The 1974-nt window shown below is 40.2% G+C and carries 3 protein-coding genes; all 3 read left to right on the plus strand.

The window, feature by feature from the left end:
* Nucleotides 1-651, plus strand: a 651-nt coding sequence (locus BMX14_RS07340; protein WP_177173109.1) for an S-type pyocin domain-containing protein, incomplete at its 5' end; no start/stop codon positions are given.
* A complete protein-coding gene (locus BMX14_RS07345; RefSeq protein WP_092674903.1) occupies nt 651-1118 on the plus strand; it encodes a DUF6392 family protein in 468 nt (155 codons plus the stop codon). The genes BMX14_RS07340 and BMX14_RS07345, both read left to right, overlap by 1 nt.
* Before the next feature lie 225 nt (nt 1119-1343).
* The gene (locus BMX14_RS07350) at nt 1344-1811 is read left to right on the plus strand and encodes a DUF6392 family protein (protein ID WP_092674906.1); all 468 of its coding nucleotides are present in this window, start codon (nt 1344-1346) and stop codon (nt 1809-1811) included.
* Nucleotides 1812-1974: the final 163 nt, after the last annotated feature.

The raw sequence follows: 1974 nt of genomic DNA on the forward strand, positions 1-1974 counted from the left end.
TATACGTTTACCACAGAGGAAGAGCCACGTATTACCCTCATCTGGACGCCCGACAGTTCAGGTGTCAATGTTCCTGCAAATACAGGTAACCCGAACCCAGTCAGGATGCCGAGCCCGGTCGTTGTGGATCCGTTGCCGGAAGATAGCAGTATTGACGCAACGACCACTCCGGCCCCGGAAGAAAAGAATTTTGCGGATTATATTCTTATCTTGCCACTATCGGATATTCCGCCGATTTATATATACCTGAGCAAGCCGGCTGTTGAGTTTTTGGAGGTTGAGCGTTATAGCGATTTTGTGCGCAGATCTCGTCAAGGGAAGTATGAGGCTGATCATATACCATCGAGAGCAGCAGTAGAGGCTTATCTTTTGAAGTTAGATCCCACTTTGAAAGGTGCTCAGTTGAGAAAATACTCGGATGAAGTTGCAGCAATTATTGTTCCAAAGGAAGTTCATCAGAAGATTAGTGAAACCTATGGAAAACGTAATGCAGTGCGGATTGAACTTGACTCACGAAATCTAAGAGCTGCTGCTGATAGTAATATTGATGCGATTAAGCCAGCATTGAAAGAATGTGGTGCAACCGAAGAACAAATTGAAGCAGCAAGAGTTAAAATACATAAATTTAATTCAGATATGGGACTATATTAATGACAGTAAATATTAATGCTTTGATTATATACCTTGGTAAAAGCTACAAAGAGATATATGAGGCCAAACTTATACCATATAAGACTGAACCAAAGGGGCACTCAGGTTCCCCGACAATAAGTTTAGACATGGTAAAAGAGGGGGTGTTTCTATCTTTTTTACGTGAAAATAGAACGCTTAAAGAGATTACACTCTTTATTCAACGAGATAGTAACTGTGATTGGTTTTTTCCAAATGATTTGCCAAAACCATTACAACATGAAATGTCACGTGATTGGGTCATAAACACATTGGGCAAACCTGAAGGCAGTGTGGAACCACGAAAAGTTCTGAGGCATTCGTTAGGTTGGGCTGACAAATACCAACTGCATAACACACCTATCCCGATTACTTTGCAAATTGACTACGGTCTAAATAATTTTGTCAAAGAAGTATCTTATATACTAACATCTGAAATGCGTTGGTAGTCATTATTCCCATTATAAGGCAGTACGGTATAACTTCTGTACTGCTTCATTCCAATACTTTTCGAACATCAGCATATAACACCTGTTCAAAATTACTTGACCACTGCAAGATAAAGATTTTGATATTGAGACGCCAGGCTTGAAAGCACATGGTGCTACAGACATACAGCTAAAAGAAGCGAGTTCTAAAATACATAAGATTAATAATGAACTGGGGTTATACAAATGACAGTAAATGTAGAAACTTTAATTCGCAACGTGGGGCAAACTTATGAAAAAATACTTGAGGCAGGGATTTTTCCATACATGACAAAACCGACAGGTGCTCCGGGATCCCCTAATTTAAGTTTAGAAATGGCAAGGGAAGGTATTTTTTTGTCATTCAAACGTACAGGTAAAATCCTCAAAAGTATTACGTTAAGACTCCAGCATGAACCCATTAAAAATTGGGTTTTCCCGAATGAACTTCCATCCCCTTTGCAAAAGAATATGTCTCGTATATGGGTGCATGATACTTTTGGTGAACCAGATAAGTCTGTTCCCCCGAAAACGGTAATGAAAATGTCAATGGGATGGGTTGATAGGTTTGCTGTTGAGGATTTTCATATCCCAATAACAATGCAAATTCGTTACGACATGCAAGATAAAGTCGAAACCGTTACTTATCTCCCGACTTCAGATCTTCGTTGGTAGATTCTCCCCCTTGCTCACTATAAATCGGTTAGTATTCGACCCGCGCAACGATAAACATGACACGAATGAGGGAATAAAACGTCAATACATTGACGACGTTACCTCGGTAATTTCGGCAGGTACACTCTCTAAGGACAGGAGAATAGACTCATGGCAGCGATGG

This window comes from Rosenbergiella nectarea (assembly GCF_900111105.1).
Classification (GTDB): Bacteria; Pseudomonadota; Gammaproteobacteria; order Enterobacterales; family Enterobacteriaceae; genus Rosenbergiella; species Rosenbergiella nectarea.

Coding starts and splice junctions, on each gene's coding strand:
- BMX14_RS07345 (WP_092674903.1), top strand. CDS start 651: ATGACAGTAAATATTAATGCTTTGATTATATACCTTGGTAAAAGCTAC.
- BMX14_RS07350 (WP_092674906.1), top strand. CDS start 1,344: ATGACAGTAAATGTAGAAACTTTAATTCGCAACGTGGGGCAAACTTAT.